16 protein-coding genes are annotated in these 16,099 nt (G+C 66.2%); 14 read left to right on the top strand and 2 right to left on the bottom strand.

The window, feature by feature from the left end; genetic code table 11:
* The first annotated feature begins 78 nt into the window (after positions 1 to 78).
* From RPS27_RS11580 to RPS27_RS11530, 11 genes are all read left to right on the top strand, one after another.
* Complete coding sequence (locus RPS27_RS11580; RefSeq protein ID WP_194404833.1) at positions 79 to 660, top strand: helix-turn-helix domain-containing protein; 582 nt, start codon at positions 79 to 81, stop codon at positions 658 to 660.
* Complete coding sequence (locus RPS27_RS11575; protein ID WP_313754010.1) at positions 660 to 1,172, top strand: N-acetyltransferase family protein; 513 nt, start codon at positions 660 to 662, stop codon at positions 1,170 to 1,172. The genes RPS27_RS11580 and RPS27_RS11575 overlap by 1 nt, the downstream gene beginning before the upstream one ends.
* Positions 1,173 to 1,174: 2 nt before the next feature.
* Entirely contained in the window at positions 1,175 to 1,639 is a 465-nt protein-coding gene (locus tag RPS27_RS11570) for a GNAT family N-acetyltransferase (protein ID WP_212065086.1), read from the top strand.
* A gap of 92 nt (positions 1,640 to 1,731) precedes the next feature.
* Positions 1,732 to 2,772: a LacI family DNA-binding transcriptional regulator gene (locus tag RPS27_RS11565; protein ID WP_313754009.1), complete on the top strand. Its 1,041-nt coding sequence runs from the start codon at positions 1,732 to 1,734 to the stop codon at positions 2,770 to 2,772.
* Between the two features lie 81 nt (positions 2,773 to 2,853).
* Positions 2,854 to 4,308: a xylulokinase gene (xylB, locus tag RPS27_RS11560; protein ID WP_212065088.1), complete on the top strand. Its 1,455-nt coding sequence runs from the start codon at positions 2,854 to 2,856 to the stop codon at positions 4,306 to 4,308.
* Positions 4,309 to 5,631, top strand: a complete 1,323-nt coding sequence (xylA, locus tag RPS27_RS11555) for a xylose isomerase (protein ID WP_212065089.1) — start codon at positions 4,309 to 4,311, stop codon at positions 5,629 to 5,631.
* 10 nt (positions 5,632 to 5,641) lie between these two features.
* Positions 5,642 to 6,400 (top strand): ATP-binding cassette domain-containing protein, encoded by a 759-nt coding sequence (locus RPS27_RS11550; protein WP_212065090.1) that lies wholly within the window; start codon positions 5,642 to 5,644, stop codon positions 6,398 to 6,400.
* Complete coding sequence (locus RPS27_RS11545) at positions 6,400 to 7,470, top strand: ABC transporter permease (protein WP_212065091.1); 1,071 nt, start codon at positions 6,400 to 6,402, stop codon at positions 7,468 to 7,470. The genes RPS27_RS11550 and RPS27_RS11545 overlap by 1 nt, the downstream gene beginning before the upstream one ends.
* 96 nt (positions 7,471 to 7,566) lie before the next feature.
* Positions 7,567 to 8,499, top strand: coding sequence for a sugar-binding protein (locus RPS27_RS11540; RefSeq protein ID WP_211415570.1), 933 nt, complete (start codon positions 7,567 to 7,569; stop codon positions 8,497 to 8,499).
* Positions 8,500 to 8,607: 108 nt separating this feature from the next.
* Positions 8,608 to 9,585: an aldo/keto reductase gene (locus tag RPS27_RS11535; RefSeq protein WP_313754008.1), complete on the top strand. Its 978-nt coding sequence runs from the start codon at positions 8,608 to 8,610 to the stop codon at positions 9,583 to 9,585.
* A 3-nt stretch (positions 9,586 to 9,588) separates the two neighbouring features.
* Entirely contained in the window at positions 9,589 to 10,440 is an 852-nt protein-coding gene (locus tag RPS27_RS11530; RefSeq protein ID WP_212065093.1) for an amidohydrolase, read from the top strand.
* A 97-nt stretch (positions 10,441 to 10,537) separates the two neighbouring features.
* On the opposite strand, the gene RPS27_RS11525 is transcribed toward RPS27_RS11530, so the two are convergent.
* Positions 10,538 to 11,767, bottom strand: coding sequence for an ABC transporter substrate-binding protein (locus RPS27_RS11525; RefSeq protein ID WP_212065094.1), 1,230 nt, complete (start codon positions 11,765 to 11,767; stop codon positions 10,538 to 10,540).
* 114 nt (positions 11,768 to 11,881) lie between these two features.
* A complete protein-coding gene (locus RPS27_RS11520) occupies positions 11,882 to 12,808 on the bottom strand; it encodes a class I SAM-dependent DNA methyltransferase (RefSeq protein ID WP_212065095.1) in 927 nt (308 codons plus the stop codon).
* A gap of 60 nt (positions 12,809 to 12,868) precedes the next feature.
* Here RPS27_RS11520 and RPS27_RS11515 point away from each other — a divergent pair, with 60 nt between their 5' ends.
* The 3 genes from RPS27_RS11515 to RPS27_RS11505 all read left to right on the top strand — a co-directional run bounded on the left by RPS27_RS11515 (position 12,869) and on the right by RPS27_RS11505 (position 16,089).
* Positions 12,869 to 13,906, top strand: a complete 1,038-nt coding sequence (locus RPS27_RS11515) for a ligase-associated DNA damage response exonuclease (protein WP_211416578.1) — start codon at positions 12,869 to 12,871, stop codon at positions 13,904 to 13,906.
* A complete protein-coding gene (locus tag RPS27_RS11510) occupies positions 13,903 to 15,564 on the top strand; it encodes an ATP-dependent DNA ligase (RefSeq protein ID WP_212065096.1) in 1,662 nt (553 codons plus the stop codon). Before RPS27_RS11515 ends, RPS27_RS11510 begins: the two co-directional genes overlap by 4 nt.
* Positions 15,565 to 15,783: 219 nt before the next feature.
* On the top strand, positions 15,784 to 16,089 hold the full coding sequence (locus tag RPS27_RS11505; protein WP_194404819.1) for a DUF6460 domain-containing protein: 306 nt from the start codon (positions 15,784 to 15,786) through the stop codon (positions 16,087 to 16,089).
* Positions 16,090 to 16,099: the final 10 nt, after the last annotated feature.

Raw genomic sequence — 16,099 nt, 5'->3', positions numbered from 1 at the left:
ACGCCCGCCTTGCCCGCCTTAAGCTCATCTTGCCCGGTGGAAGCGGTCCCTGCGCCGGGTGATGTCGGGATGAGGGCCATGGACCAGCAGAAACTCGACCGTGCGATCGGTCGCCGCTTGAAGACGCTGCGGACGCAGGCGGGGATGACGTTGAACGAACTTGCAACGCGCTCCGGTGTCAGCCGAGCCATGATCGGGCGGGTCGAGCGCGCGCAGAGCAGCGCCACGGCTGCGCTGCTCGGCAGGCTGTGCGCCGCGCTCGACGTCTCGCTCAGCGACGTCGTCGCGCTCGCCGAGAAGCCGCCGGAGCGCCTGATGCGGCTTGCCGACCAGCCGCACTGGCGCGATCCTGACAGCGGCTATCGAAGGCGGCACGCCTCGCCGACGGACGCGGCGAGCGGCATCGAGATCATCGTCGTCGACCTTCCGGCCGGCGCGCGGGTGCCGTACAGCCCCTGGGGCCGCAACGCCTTCACCCAGCAGCTGTTGATGCTGGAGGGCGCGATTGCCGTGTACATCGACGCCAAGACGGTGCGCCTGCGCGAGGGCGACTGCTTGGATTTCGACGTGATGCGCGCGGTGACCTTCGAGAACGAAACCAAACAGGACGCGCGCTACGTCATCATCACGCGGCGCGGCGCCTCCTACGGGAAGATGTGATGTCGCTGCTCGTACGGGACGCTACGCTGGACGATGCCGAGGATATCCTCGTCATCTACAATTACGCCGCGCTCAACACCACGGCGGTCTGGACCGACGGTCCATCCGATCTGGACTCGCGGCGTCAATGGATTTCCGCGCGACAGGACGCCGGCTATCCCGTGCTGGTCGCGATGAAGGGCAGGGATGTCGTCGGCTTCGCCTCGTTCGGCGATTTCCGTCCCTTTCCCGGCTATCGTCACACCGTGGAGAATTCCGTTTATGTCGACGAGCGGCACCACAGGGCGGGGATCGGCCGCAGTCTTGTCGCCGCGTTGATCGAGCGCGCCACCGCCATGCACAAGCATGTCATGATCGCCGGCATCGACGGCACCAACGCGGCTTCGATCGCGCTGCACGCCTCGCTCGGCTTCGCGGAGGTCGCGCGCATGCCGGAGGTCGGCTGCAAGTTCGGCCGCTGGCTCGATCTCGTCTTCATGCAGAAGCAGCTTGCAAGCGGCGTGAGGCCCTGACCATGCAGATCCGGACCGGCGACACCTTCGATCCCCGCGTCATCGCGCTGCTCGATCATCACGTCACGGCGGCGCGGGCGCAGACCGCGCCGGGCAGTGCGCATGCGCTCGATCTCGCCGGTCTTCGTGCCAGCGACGTCGCGTTCTGGACCGGATGGGACGGCGAGCAGCTGGTTGCCGCCGGCGCGCTGAAGACGCTCTCGGCAACCCATGGCGAGGTGAAGTCGATGCACACGCTCCAGACCACGCGGCGGCGCGGGTATGGCGGCCAGATGCTCCGCCACATCATCACCGAGGCCCGCGCGCGGGGCCTGAAGCGGCTCAGCCTCGAGACCGGCTCGTGGGACTATTTCAAGCCGGCGCATGCGCTCTACCAGGCGCATGGCTTCGTTCCCTGCGGTCCGTTCGAGGGCTATGCCGAGGATCCCAACAGCCTGTTCCTGACGCTGGACCTGCTCGAGGGGTGACTGCCGGACCCTAGACTCGAGCCGGCAACAATAGCATTGCTGCCCCTCAAAATGAGTTGCGTACCTCAAAACACCTCTGCTAGCCTTCAGCCATGGCCGAGACCCTGACCACGACGGTGCTGACGCTGAAGGACATCGCCCGCGAGGCGGGCGTCAGCCTGGCGACGGTGGACCGCGTCCTGCACAACCGGCCCGGCGTGCGGCCCGACACGGTGCGGCGCGTCAAGGCGGCGATCGAGCGCAATTCGTTCCAGCCCCACGTCGCCGCCGTCGAACTCGCCCGCAGCCGCGCCCGCCGCTTCGCCTTCGTGATGCCGTCGGGGCCGAACCCGTTCATGCAGCAGATCGAGGCCTATCTCGGCGAGATGTCCGCCTGGCTCTCGGCCCGCCGCCTCAGCGTCGAGACTGTTACAACCGACGTGTTCGATCCATCGGTGCTCGCGGCCTCGCTGGAGGCGCTGTCGGGCGATTGCGACGGCGTCGCCGTGGTGGCGCTGGATCACCCCAGCGTTCGCGCCGCGATCAACGACCTCGTCGATGCCGGCACCAAGGTGGTGACCCTGGTGTCGGACGTGCCGTCGTCGCGCCGCCACCATTATGTCGGCATCGACAACATCGCGGCGGGCCGCACCGCCGGCGCGCTGGTCGGAAGGCTGGTCGGCCAAAAGTCCGGCAAGGTTGCGATCGTCGCAGGCTCGCAGGGCCTTCGCGACCATGCCGAGCGAATTTTCGGTTTCAACCAGGTGATGGCGTCGGAATTCCCCGGTCTCAGCGTGCTGCCCGTGCTGGAAGGGCGCGACGAGGATGGCCGCTCGGAACAGGTGATGGCGCGGCTATTGGCCAGGCATGCCGACATTGTCGGCCTTTATAACGTCGGCGCCGGCACGCAAGGCGTCGCCAAGGCGTTGAGCGATGCCGGCCGCGACGAGGTGGTGTTCGTCGGTCATGACGTCACCGTGCTGACGCGCCGCCTGCTGTTGCAGGGCGTGATGGATGCCGCGATCTCGCAGAACCCCGGACATGAGGCGCGCGCCGCCGTGCGCGTGCTGCTCGCGCTTGCCCGCGGCGAGCCGATCTTGCGCGAGCAGGAGAAGATCAGGATCGACATCGTGATGCGGGACAATCTGCCCTAGCGGCAGCCGGCTATCGAACGGGCCGTGACGGAAAGCGCGACGTCAAGATCGCGCATCGCAATGGACAATGAGGAGGACGATTTGTATCTCGGACTGGACATCGGCACGTCCGGCGTGAAAGCGGTGCTCGTGAGCGAATCCGGCGCGATCCTCGCGACGGCAACGCGCGAGCTCGCGCTGTCGCATCCGGCGCCGCTGTGGTCCGAGCAGGACCCCGATTCCTGGGTCGATGCGACCATCGGCGCGGTCGACGATCTCGCCAGCCGCCATCCGCGCGAAGTGGCGCAGGTGGCCGGCATCGGCCTGTCCGGCCAGATGCATGGCGCGACGCTGCTGGACGAGGACGGCAAGCCGCTGCGCCCCGCGATCCTCTGGAACGACGGCCGCTCGCAGGCCGAATGCGCCGTGCTGGAGCGGCGTTGTCCGTCGCTGCCTGCGATCGCCGGCAATCTGGCGATGCCCGGCTTCACCGCACCGAAGCTGCTGTGGATCGCGCGGCACGAGCCGAAAATCTTCGAGCGTGTCGCAAAGGTGCTGCTGCCCAAGGCCTATGTGCGTTATCGCCTCACCGGCGAGATGGTCGAAGACATGTCCGATGCTGCCGGCACGCTGTGGCTCGATGTCGGCCAGCGGCGCTGGTCCGCCTTGCTGCTGCACGCCACCGGGCTCGATCTCCACCACATGCCGCGCCTGGTCGAGGGCAGCGCGGAGAGCGCCGTGCTCGCGCCGGACCATGCGCAGCGCTGGGGTATGAAGAAAGCCGTCGTGGTCGCGGGCGGCGCCGGCGACAACGCCGCGAGCGCGATCGGGCTCGGCGCGATCGCGCCGGGAGACGCGTTCCTGTCGCTGGGAACGTCCGGCGTCGTGTTCCGCGTCACCGATCGCTTCGCGCCGGCGCCGACGTCGGCCGTGCATGCCTTCTGTCATGCGCTGCCCGGCCTCTGGCATCAGATGGGCGTGATGCTGTCGGCCGCGGCGTCGCTCGCCTGGCTCTCCGGGGTGATGGAGACGCCCGCCGCAGCGCTCTTGGCTCCGCTTGGTGAATCTGTCGATGCGCCGAGCCCGATCAAATTCCTGCCCTATCTCGACGGCGAGCGCACGCCGCACAACGATGCCTCTGCCAGCGGCGCCTTCGTCGGCCTGCGCGGTGCGACCGGTCGCAGCCAGATCGTGCAAGCCGTGCTCGAAGGCGTCGCCTTTGCCGCGCGCGACAATCTGGCGGCGCTCAGCGCGGCGAGCGGGCCGATTCCCGAGCTCGATCTCGTCGGCGGTGGCTCGCGCTCGCCATTGTGGGCACAGATCTGCGCCGACGTGCTCGGCATTCCCGTTCACCGCGTCGAAGAGGGCGAGGTGGGAGCGGCCCTCGGCGCCTCCAGGCTCGGCAGGCTCGCTGCCACAGGCGAGAGCGCCTCGGCGGTCTGCACCCGCCCGCGGCGGCTCGCGACCTTCACGCCTCGCGCCTCCGTCGCCGCGGCCTATGACGAAGCCTATCGGCGATGGCGCGCGCTCTATCCCGCATTGAAGGAGACGAATTAAGTGAACGCGTCAGCCAAATTCTTCGATGCAAGCGCACCCGTCGCCTTCGCCGGCGAGAACGCGGGACAGGGCCCCGCTTTTCGCTGGTACGATAGGGATCGCATGGTCCACGGCCGACGGCTCGAGGATCATTTGCGCTTTGCGGTCTGCTATTGGCATTCGCTTTGCTGGCCCGGCGGCGATCCGTTCGGCGGCGAGACGTTCCTGCGGCCCTGGCACCACGGCACGGATACAATGGCGCAGGCGCGGGCCAAGGCGGATGTCGCCTTCGAGCTGTTCCGCCTGCTCGATGTGCCCTACTTCACCTTCCACGACGTCGACGCGGCGCCGGAAGGAGCGTCGCTCGCCGAGTCCGTCGCCAATCTCAACGCCATCGCTGATCTGTTCGAAGCGAAGATGGCATCAGCCAAGGTCCGCCTGCTGTGGGGCACCGCGAACCTGTTCACGCATCGCCGCTACATGGCGGGCGCTGCGACCAACCCGGACCCAGAGATCTTCACCTATGCCGCCGGCCAGGTCCGCGCCGCGCTGGAGGTGACGCACCGGCTCGGCGGCCAGAACTATGTGCTGTGGGGTGGGCGCGAGGGCTACGAGACGCTGCTCAACACCGATCTCAAGCGCGAGCTCGACCAGCTCGGCCGCTTCGTCGCGCTCGTCGTCGAGCACAAGCACAGAATCGGTTTCAAGGGCCCGATCCTGATCGAGCCGAAGCCGAAGGAGCCGACCAAGCATCAGTACGACTTCGACGTCGCCACCTGCTACGGCTTCCTCGAACGCTACGACCTGCTCAAGGACGTCAAGCTCAACATCGAGCAGAACCACGCCATCCTCGCCGGCCATTCCTTCCATCACGAGGTCGCGCTCGCCGAGGCGCTCGGCGTGTTCGGCTCGCTCGATATCAACCGTGGCGACGACCTGCTCGGCTGGGATACCGATCAGTTCGCGATGAACGTGCCGGAGCTGGCGCTGGTGTTTCACGAGATCCTGAACCGCGGCGGCTTTACTTCGGGCGGGCTGAATTTCGACGCAAAAATCCGGCGGCAGTCGATCGATCCCGATGACCTCATCCACGCCCATGTCGGCTCGATGGATGCGTGCGCGCGGGCCTTCCTCGCCGCCGCCGACATGCTCGATGCCGGCGCTCTCACCGCGCCGCTCGCGAAGCGCTACGAAGGCTGGTCCGGTCCCGAGGGCCGGGCGATTCTCGGCGGCCAGCGCTCGCTCGCCGACCTCGCTGACCGCGCGCTCCAGCCCGGCTTCGATCCGCAGCCGCGCTCGGGTCGGCAGGAATATCTGGAATCCCTGGTCAATCGTCATGTCTGAGGGAGCGCTGATGGCACAGGTTGATGCGACACCGGTCCTCGAGCTCACCGGCATCGGCAAGGAATTCGGCGCCATCCGTGCGCTGCACGGTGTCGATCTGCAGGTCCAGCCCGGCGAGGTCGTCGGCCTGATGGGCGACAACGGTGCGGGCAAGTCGACGCTGGTCAAGATCATCGCCGGCAATTTCCGTCCCAGCCATGGCGAGATCCGTTTCGCCGGCAGCGCGGTCCATTTCAGCCGGCCCGTCGACGCCCGCGCCGTCGGCATCGAGGTCGTCTATCAGGACCTCGCGCTCGCCGACAATCTGACGGCTGCCGCCAACGTGTTCCTCGGCCGCGAGCTGAAGCGCAAGTTCGGACCCATCGCTCTGCTCGACCACAAGGCGATGGCGGCGAGAGCGCTGGAGCTGTTCGGTGAGTTGCGCTCGGAGACGCGCCCCGACGATCTCGTCAAGCAGATGTCCGGCGGCCAGCGCCAGGCGGTCGCGATCGCGCGTGCCAGGCTCTCCAATGCGCGGCTCGTCATGATGGACGAGCCGACCGCAGCGATCTCGGTGCGTCAGGTCGAGCAGGTGCTCGGGCTGATCCACCGGCTAAAGGAGCAGGGGGTTGCCGTGATGCTGATCTCGCACCGCATGCCCGATGTGTTCGCGGTGTGCGATCGCGTCATCGTCATGCGCCGCGGCGAGAAGCGCGCCGACAAGCCGATCCACGAGACCTCGCCGGAGGAAGTCACCGCTCTCATCACCGGCGCGAAGGAGGCGGCGTGATGGCCATGCCCATGGAATCTCCCATCAGCTTCACCAATGTGGGCCGGATCAAATGGTGGCAGCGCGGCATCTTCGCCTCCCAGACCGGCTATGTGCTGCTCGCACTCGCGGTGCTGCTGGTGATCATGCATTTCGCCAGCCCGTACTTCTTCACCCAGGGCAACATGCAGAACGTGGCGAAGAACTTTTCGTTCATCGCCGTCGCGACGCTCGGCGTCACCTTCGTGATCATCACCGGCGGCATCGACCTCTCGGTGGGATCGATGATGTGCTTCTCCGCCATGATCACCTCGATGGTGATGACCGAGCTGTCGGCGCCCGGCTCGCCGCTGGTGCACATGGCGGCTGACGGCAAGACGGTGCTGGCCAACGTGCCCGGGCTGATCCTGCTTGTCTCGGTCCTTGCCGGGCTCGGCGTCGCGCTGATCGCCGGACTCGTCAACGGCTTCTGCATCGCCGTGCTCTGCCTGTCGCCCTTCGTCACCACGCTCGGCATGCTCTCGATCGTGCGCGGCCTCGGCTATGTCGTCTCCAACGGCCGCGGTAGTTTTCCGGGCGGGCCGGATGCCGATTACTTCTACGCCGCGACCTCGGGCGACGTGTTCGGCGTCCCCGTGCCTTTCATCTATCTCGTCATCCTTGCGCTGACGATGGCGGTGGTGCTGCATCATAGCGCGTTCGGCCGCCACGTCTTCGCGCTTGGCGGCAACGAGAAGGCGGCGGAGCTGACCGGCATCCCGGTCGTGCGGGTGAAGATCGAGGTCTATGTGATCTGCGCGCTCGCAGCTGGCCTGCAGGGAATCATCGTCTCCGGCTGGCTCGGGTCGGCGCCGGCCAACATGGCGACCTCCTACGAGCTCAACGTGATCGCGGCGGCCGTCATCGGCGGCGCAAACCTTGCGGGCGGCATCGGTGGCCCGCTCGGGGCGATCGTCGGCTGCGTGCTGCTGGAAGTGATCCGCAACGGCCTCGTGCTGGCGCAGGTCTCCTCCTATTGGCAGCAGACGCTGGTCGGCGTGATCATCATTCTGGCCGTGCTGGTCGACCGTATCCGTTCGCGGATGAGCTGAAATGACGTCATCTCGGGAAGGCAAACAAAACGCCGCCTGTCCGCTTCCCGGACGATCTTCGAAAAGGACGGGCACCAAACAAGGGTGGAGGAGACAATGAGGAAACTGCTTCTGGCCGGCATCGCCGTTGCGATGATGGCGACGCCGGCATTCGCCGCGAACTACCGCTTCGTCATCGTGCCCAAGGCGATGAACAATCCGTTCTTCGATTTCGCGCGCGACGGCTGCCTGAAGCGCGCCAAGGAGCTCGGCAATATCGAGTGCATCTACAAGGGACCGGTCGAGCACGAGCCGGCGACGCAGGCGCAGATCATCCAGGACTTCGTCACCCAGAAGGTCGACGGCCTCGCCATCTCGGTCGCCGACGTCGCGGCCATGACCAAGTCGATCGAGGCGGCGACCGCCGCCGGCATCCCCGTCATCACCTTCGATGCCGATGCGCCCGGCTCCAAGCGCATCGCCTATATCGGCACCAACAACAAGGAGTTCGGCGTCGCGCTCGGCAAGGAGCTCGTGAAGATGCGACCGGACGGCGGCAAGTACGCCATGGTCTCGGGCGGCCCCGGCGCGAAAAACCTCGCCGAGCGTGTCGACGGCGTTCGCGAGGCGCTGAAAGGCTCGAAATGGACCGAGGTCGCGGGTTCCCCGACCTTCTGCAACGACGATCCCGCGCTGGCGGTGCAGCAGATGACGGACATGCGCACCGCAACGCCCGATCTCGCCGCCATCGTTCCCATCGGCGGCTGGCCGATGTTCGCTCCCGAGGGCTTCAAGGCGTTCGCGAGCCGGAACAAGAAGGACATCGATTCCGGCAAGTTCACGCTGGTCGTCGCCGATACGCTGAAGATGCAGCTCGAACTGCTGCGCGACGGCTATGCCAATGCGCTGGTCGGCCAGCGTCCGTTCGAGATGGGCGAGAAGGCGATGGACACGCTGCTCGCCATCAAGAAGGGCGAGAAGGTTCCGGAGATCGTCTACACCGGCCTCGATCTCGTGACCAAGGACAACGTCGCGCAAATGTTGAAGTAGGAGCGTCCGCCAGCCCCGCGCTCCTGTGTGCCTCCCCCGCTTGCGATTTCCGCAAGCGGGGGAGATGATCTGGATTGTTGGAATGAAGACTGGCGGAAGACAATGGGAATGAAACATTCGCGGCTGGGCCCGCTCGACGTCACCTCACTCGGGCTCGGTTCCGCGCCGCTCGGCGGATTGTTTAGCCCCGTCAGCGACGCCGATGCGGAAGCGACGATTGCGCGCGCCTGGTCGGCCGGGGTGCGCTTCTTCGATACCGCTCCGCTCTATGGCTTTGGCCTCGCCGAGCGGCGGCTAGGGGCCTTCCTGCGGCAGCAGCAACGCGACTCCTACGTCATCTCGACCAAGGTCGGTCGCCTGCTGCGCGCGCCGGATGGCCGCACCGCCGAGGACGAGCACTACAAGGGTACGTCGCGCGAGCGGCCGGTATTCGATTTCAGTTATGACGGCGTGATGCGGTCGGTGGAGGAAAGCCTTGGCCGCCTCGGGCTCGACCGCGTCGACGTCCTCCTGGTGCACGATCCCGACGATCACTATGACGAGGCCGTTAGCGGAGCTTTCCGCGCGCTGCAGCGGCTGCGCGCTGACGGCACGGTGAAGGCGATCGGTGCGGGCATGAACCAGTCGGAGATGTTGACGCGTTTCGCCGAGGCCGTGCCGGTCGACTGCTTCCTGGTCGCCGGGCGCTACACGCTGCTCGACCAGGGCGCGCTGGATGCGCTGTTTCCAGTCTGCACCGCGAAGCGCATCGGCATCCTGCTCGGCGGTATCTACAACAGCGGCATTTTGGCCAATCCGCATACCGGCGCGAAGTTCAATTATCAGGACGCCGATGCCTCGCTGGTGGCGCGGGCGCTGGAGCTCGATGCGCTCTGCCGCAAGCACGGCACCGAGCTGAAGGCGGCCGCACTGCAGTTCTGCATGGCGCATCCGGCGGTCACCGTCGCCGTGATGGGCGCGCGCAATGCCGCCGAAGTCGCCGACAACATCGCGATGTCCGAGAAAACGGTGCCGCCGGCCCTCTGGCGGGAGCTGCGCGCGCGAAACCTCGTCGATGCCCGCGCGCCGCTGCCGGGCGCTGCGTAAGCCATGATCATCGACGCACATCAGCATTTCTGGAATCCGGCACGTGCCGACTATCCCTGGATGGCGGCGGACGAGCTTACGCCGATCCGCCGCGCGTTCGGTCCCGCTGATCTCGCGCCGCTGTTGAAGGCGAATGGCATCGATGCCAGCATCGTGGTGCAATGCCGCTCAGCGCTGGAGGAGACCGAGGAATTCCTGCGGATTGCGCATGAAACACCGTCGGTGATCGGCGTCGTCGGCTGGGCCGACCTGACGGACGGCGCGCTCGGCGACACGCTGCAACGGCTGCGCGGCTTGCCGGGCGGGGACAAGCTCGTCGGCATCCGCCACCAGGTGCATGACGAAGCCGATCCCGATTGGCTGTTGCGCGAGGATGTCCAGCGCGGGCTCACGGCGGTGTTCGCGCATGATCTCACCTATGATCTCCTCGTCCGCAGCCGCGAGCTGCCCGCCGCGATCGCAACCGCGCAGGCCTTCCCGCAAGCGCGCTTCGTGCTCGACCACGCGGCCAAGCCGCCGATCGCTGACGGCGGCAGTGCCGAATGGTCCGATCGCATCAAGGGGCTCGGGGCCTGCGGCAATGTCTGGTGCAAGATCTCGGGCCTCGCGACTGAAGCGGTCTGGAATGACTGGGATGCGGAGCGCTTGTTTCCATTCGTCGCGCACGCCGCGAGCTGTTTCGGCGAGGGCAGGCTGATTTTCGGCTCGGACTGGCCGGTGTGCCTGCTTGCGGGCAGCTACGGCGAGATCAAGGGCGCGTTGGAGGCCTGCCTGGTGAAGCTTGGCCCGGAGGTGCGGGACAAGGCTTTTGGCGTGAACGCCGCGCAGGCGTACCAATTGGCGATCGCGCGTTAGCTGTGCTCGCCTTTTTTATTAGAGAGTGGGCAATCGCATTTGAACATTCAGCCGAGGCCGTCATGGCCGGGACGAGCCCGGCCATGACGAGTGAGTGCTATTCCGACATCGGCTTGTCGGAAATATCCCAATCCTTGCCGGTGAAGGAGGAGATGAACAGCGTCTTCATCGGCGTGTAGTCCTCGGGCGTGTAGTCGTAGGTGACGCCGTCGAGGAAGTAGGGCGAGTGGAAGCCCTTGAGGTTGGACGCCTGCTTCAGCACGTTGGCGCGGGTGAGGTCGTCGCCGCAGCGGCGCAGGATCTCGCCCATGGTGACGGCCTGGCCGTAGCCGGCGAAGGCGATGGTGTTGTCGGGGTCGATCGCCGGCGTGTATTTCTTGCGCAATTCCTCGAACGCCATCACGTTGGGATCCTTCTCCCATTTCGGTAGGCCGACCTCCTTGTTGTAGCGGATGGCAACGATGCCGGTGGCGTTCTCGAGGCCCGCGGCATTGAGGATCGAGCGACCGGTCGAGCCGGCGGACAGCAGCTGCAGCGGCTTCCAGCCGAGCTCGGCGACTTTCCGGATCGACTGCGACGACGCTTTGCCGGTGGAGATGTTGTAGAAGACGTCGGCGCCGGACTTCGAGAGATTGATGAGCTGGGAATCGACGGTCGGATCGGTCAGATCGTAGGTCTGCTCCATGATGACCTGCGCGGTGCCGCCGGCATCGGCCAGCACCTTCTTGAACGGACCGAGGAAGTCGCGGCCGAAATCATCGTTCTGGTAGAGAATGCCGACCTTTGCGTTCGGCTTCACGGCGACGACGTGCCGCGCCAGGATGCGCGCCTCGGTCGGATAGAGCGGCAAGCCCGCCATCGTCCATTTGAACTCTTTCGGATTGTTCCACTTCGACGCGCCGGTGTTGAGCAGCAGCTGCGGTACGCCCTTGGAGTTCAAATATTTGTGCACGGAGGTCTGCGGCGCGGTGCCGAGCGAGCCGTAGAGCGCGAGCACCTCTTCCTGCTCGACCAGGCGCCGCGTCGCCTCGACGCATTTCGGCGCGCTGTAGGCATCGTCCATGGTCAGGAACTTGACCTTGCGCCCGTTGATGCCGCCCTTCTCGTTCAGCATCTGGAAATAGGCCTCGCCGATGCGCCCGAGCACGCCGTAGAGCGAGCCGGGACCGGAATGCGGCACGGTCTGGCCGATCTTGATCTCGGTGTCGCTGGCGCCCGCGTCGTATTTCTTCTCCGCGGCCCAGACATAAGGCGCGGGCAAGGTGGATGCGGCGATGGTGGCGAGCGCGGCGGCGCTGAAATCGCGCCGCGATGGATTTTTCGTCATTATTGTTTTCTCCCTGGTGCGCGCATTGTGCTGGGAACGCAGCATGGCTCGCAAGTGGGAAGTCGCAGCTTTGCGACGCAATGACGCTTAAATCGCCGGGCTTAGCGTCTAGACTCAAGTTTTCTCGGCGACGACGACAAGGCCGCGCACCGGCTCGTTGTTCTCGATGCGCGGCGAGGCCGGCTCCAGCGTCAGCAGCTTCAGGCCCGCCTTGGTGATGGCGCCGCGCACATATTCCGCCGAATGGGCATAACGCAGGCCTTCGCCGAGCACGATGCCGCTGCCGTCATGCGTCTCCAGCGTGAAGGCGAGCACGCCGCCCGAGACGAGTACGCGCCTGGCTTCGGTCAGCACCGGTGCGAGATCGGAGAGATAGACGAAGGCGTCCGCGGCGACGATGAGGTTCGCGCATCCGTCATTCTTGGTGCGCAGTCCCTCGATCATGTCGGCGACTTCGAGCTCGGCGTAGAGGCCCGTGGCGCGCGCCTCCTTGATCATGCCGGGCGACAGATCGATGCCGATGAAATGGTCGACCTGTTTGGCAAAGGCGGCGGCCGCGAGGCCGGTGCCGCAGCCGAGATCGATGGTGCGCTTGAAGAAGGCCGGCTTCTTGGCGGCGACGCGCGCGGCCAGCACCGCCTTGAAGATGATGCTGGGGGCGCGGTAGCCGAGATCGTTGATCAGCGCGTGCTCGAAGCGCGGCGCGTATTGGTCGAACAGTGCCTGCACATAGGCTTTGGGCATCTCCGCCATCTCGGCGTCGCCGAGCCGCATCAGGTGCAGGCCGGCGCCGTGCTGGTCCCCCGGGTCGCACCTCCGCGCTTCGCGAAACGCCGCGATGGCCTTGTCGCGCTCACCCAGCTGCTGGCGGATCTCGCCGAGCGTGAACCAGGCCGAGGTGAAGTTCGGCGCGAGCTCGATCGCCTGCTCGATCAGGTCGGCGGCCGCGGGCAGATCGCCCTTGAGCTGGAGGTCGCGCGCGAACTCGAAGCGGCGGTCGGCCATGAGATCGCCGGAGGTCAGGAACAGGCGGAGCGGCATTAGGAACCAGGGCAGGCGGTGATGAGTAGAAGATGTGTCGTGGCAACCTATATAGCAGGCATGCGTCCCCAAGACATCCTGTTGCCAGCTGCTGCCGGCCTGTGCTGCAAGCCCGGCGGCTTCCATATCGACCCTGTCCGCCCTGTCGAGCGGGCCGTGATCACCCACGGCCATTCCGACCATGCCCGCGCCGGCCATGGCGCGGTGCTGGCCACGCAGGAAACGCTGGACATGATGCGGCTGCGCTATGGCGAGAATTTCGCCGGATCGACGCAGGCGATCCGCTATGGCGAGGAGATCCGGCTCGGCGACGTCAAAGTGAAGTTTCACCCGGCCGGCCATGTGCTGGGCTCGGCGCAGATCGCCGTCACCTGCAAGGAGACCTGCATCGTCGCCTCCGGCGATTATAAGGACGCGCCTGATCCGACCTGCACGCCGTTCGAGCTGGTGCCGTGCGACGTCTTCATCACCGAAGCGACGTTCGGCCTGCCGGTGTTTCGCCATGGCGATGCGGCGGACGAGGTGAAGAAGCTGCTCGCTTCCGTCGCGCTGTTTCCGGAGCGTGCGCATCTTGTCGGGGCTTACTCGCTCGGTAAGGCGCAGCGCGTCATCAAGCTGCTGCGGCAGGCCGGCTACGACGCGCCGATCTATCTGCATGGCGCCATGGAGACGATCACGCATTACTACCAGAGCCGCGGCATCGATCTCGGCGAGCTCAGGCCGGCGAAAGGCGTCAAGAAAGCCGCGCTGGCCGGCACCATCACGCTGGCGCCGCCCTCGGCGACATCAGACCTCTGGACGCGGCGCTTTCCCGATCCCGTCACCGCGTTCGCCTCGGGCTGGATGCGGGTGCGCGCCCGGGCGCGGCAGCGCGGCATCGAGCTGCCGCTGGTGATCTCCGACCATGCCGATTGGGATGGCCTCACCGCCACAATCGGTGCCACCGGCGCCGGCGAGATCTGGGTCACCCACGGCCAGGAAGATGCGCTGGTGCATTGGTGCCGAAGCAAGGGCTTGAAAGCGCAGCCGCTCGATCTCGTCGGCTATGGCGACGAGGAGGAGAGCGAGGCGCCGGCCGCAGGCGAGGCCGACGCATGAATCGCTTCGCCGAACTGCTCGACCGTCTCGCCTACGAGCCCGGCCGCAACAACAAGCTGCGGCTGCTCACCGGCTATTTCCGCGAGGTCGGCGACCCCGACCGCGGTTACGCGCTCGCCGCGCTGACCGGCGCGCTCAGCTTCAAGCACGCGAAACCGGCGCTGATCCGCGACCTCATAGCGTCGCGGACGGATGAGGTGCTGTTCGGGCTGAGTTACGACTATGTCGGTGATCTCTCGGAGACGGTGGCGCTGATGTGGCCGAAGGCCGAGCTCGCCGCCCACAACAATCCACCGCCGCCAACCCTCACCGAAGTCGTCACCACGCTGCGCACGCTCGGCAAGACCGAGTTGCCGAAGCAGCTCGAGCGCTGGCTCGACGAGCTCGATGAGACCGGGCGCTGGGCGCTGTTGAAGCTCGTCACCGGCGCGCTTCGCATCGGCATCTCCGCGCGCCTCGCCAAGACAGCGGCGGCCGCGCTCGGCGACAAGGATCCGCATGAGGTCGAGCTGATCTGGCCCGGCCTCGCACCACCCTATCTCGATCTGTTCGCCTGGTTGGAAGGCCGCGGCGACAAACCGGTCAACCGCGATCCCGCGCCGTTCCGGCCGGTGATGCTGGCGCATGCGATCGAGGGCAGCGATTTCGCCGCGCTCGATCCCGCTGACTACATCGCCGAATGGAAATGGGACGGCATCCGCGTGCAGGCGGTTGCGGGGCGCGACGAGCATGGCCACATCACCGCGCGGCTCTATTCGCGCACCGGCGAGGACATCACGGGCAGCTTTCCCGATCTCGTGCCGTCGCTGCGGCTGCCGGGCGCGATCGACGGCGAGCTTTTGATCTTGCGCGAGGGCCGCGTACAGAGTTTCAACGTCCTGCAGCAGCGGCTCAACCGCAAGATCGTCTCGCCCAAGCTGATCAAGGAATTTCCGATCCATCTGCGCGCCTACGATCTGCTCGGCGACGACGAGAACGATCTGCGCGAGCTGCCGTTCGCAGAACGGCGCGAGCGGCTGGAGGCCTTCATCACAAAACTCGATGATCCCCGCATCGATCTGTCGCCGACCGTTCCCTTCGCAAGCTGGGAAGCATTGACCGCCGCGCGCGCCGATCCCGCGAGTGCCGGCGCCGGTGAGGATGCTGATGCCGTCGAAGGCGTGATGCTGAAGCGGCGCGATGCGCCCTATCTGCCGGGACGGCCGAAGGGCCAATGGTGGAAGTGGAAGCGCGATCCTCACATCATCGACGCCGTGCTGATGTATGCGCAGCGCGGTCATGGCAAGCGCTCGTCCTATTATTCCGACTACACCTTCGGCGTCTGGACGGCAGGCGAGGGCGGTGACGAACTGGTGCCGGTCGGCAAGGCCTATTTCGGCTTCACCGACGAGGAGCTGCTGCAGATCGACCGCTTCGTTCGCCGCAACACCACGGAGAAATTCGGTCCCGTCCGCCATGTCGTGCACGAGGGCGACAAGGGGCTGGTGCTGGAGGTCGCGTTCGAAGGCCTGCAGCGCTCGCCGCGCCACAAATCCGGCGTCGCCATGCGCTTCCCCCGCATCAGCCGCCTGCGCTGGGACAAGCCGCCAAAGGAGGCGGACCGGCTGGAGACGCTGGAGCGGATGCTGAAGGCGGAGGCGGCGGAGATTGAGGTGTGAGGCGCGTGATGAGCCGGCTCGACTGTCGCCAAGGCGGAGGTGCGCTCCCTCTCCCGCTTGCGGGAGAGGCTAAAGAGCCCGCGGCGAGCAGCGTATCACCATCGAATTCGCCCGCTCGCCCGAATTAAACTCCCGTAACCCGATTGACGCGCCCTTGCGGGTTCCCCATCTGCCTCGCCGTGCCCTATAATGGGGTCGAATCCGCTTGAGGAGTTTGCGATGGTCCAAGACGTCAGAGATTTGCCGGCCGGCCGCAGCGATGGCCTGAACCGCTTTCTCGGCGGCTCGCCGCTGGCCGTCGCGTTCCGCCTGGTCCTGCTCTCGATCCTGGTCGGCGTCGTGCTCGCCGCGATCGGATTCGATCCTTGGAACATCATTTATAGCATCCGCCTCTTGTTCCAGCGGCTGTGGGATCTCGGCTTCGACACCATCAACTGGCTGTGGCGCTACTTCCTGCTCGGCGCGGTCATCGTGATCCCGATCTGGCTGCTCTCGCGCGTGTTCGGCGCGCCGCGCAGCCGGTAAGGAATTGGGA

The organism is Bradyrhizobium sp. WYCCWR 12699 (assembly GCF_032144035.1).
In the GTDB taxonomy this organism is placed as follows: Bacteria; Pseudomonadota; Alphaproteobacteria; order Rhizobiales; family Xanthobacteraceae; genus Bradyrhizobium.
Note: the sequence above shows the minus strand (reverse complement) of the source record. Positions and strands in the feature narration are given on the sequence as shown.